This window comes from Pseudomonas putida (assembly GCF_004357765.1).
GTDB lineage: Bacteria > Pseudomonadota > Gammaproteobacteria > Pseudomonadales > Pseudomonadaceae > Aquipseudomonas > Aquipseudomonas putida_U.
In genome coordinates, this window is record NZ_SMTE01000158.1 from 1 (window position 1) to 501 (window position 501).

Consider the following 501-nt stretch of genomic DNA (forward strand, 5'->3'; position numbering starts at 1 on the left):
CTTGTAGTTGGCGTCGTTGGTGTCCTTGACGGCATCGCGGCGCGCTTCGCTCACGTCCTTGGCGTTGCCGGTGGCCTTGGCGTGACTCACCTCCTCACCGCCCTTGGCGCGCGTGTATGCGGCCTTGGCATCCTTCACGCAGGTGTCTTTCTCGTTACCCTTCATGGCATCGCACTTGGTCTTGGCGACGTCGTAATCAGCCTCGGCCTTTTCCTTGGCAGCGCGGTTGCGGGCGGCTTCAGTACCATCGCGCTCCACCTTCGCATTGGCCTTGGCGACGTTGTAGTCGCCCTTGGCCTGCGCGCGGCAAACGTCGCGGTCATTGCCCTTCATCGCATCGCACTTGTCCTTGGCGGCTTTGTAGTTGGCATCGGCTTGCTTGACGGCGCTGTCGTAAGCGTTGCGCTTGGCATCATTCGAGGCGGAAGCGCCGGCGGCCCCAGTGGAGGCCGGCGCGGGCTGGGCATGGGCAATGCCGAACGGGGCGCAGGCGAGCACGCA

1 protein-coding gene is annotated in these 501 nt (G+C 64.5%); it reads right to left on the minus strand.

The genetic code is table 11. The annotated features are described in order from the left end of the window. A partial coding sequence (locus tag E2H86_RS25880; RefSeq protein WP_133332303.1) for a hypothetical protein occupies nucleotides 1–501 on the minus strand: 501 nt, incomplete at both ends.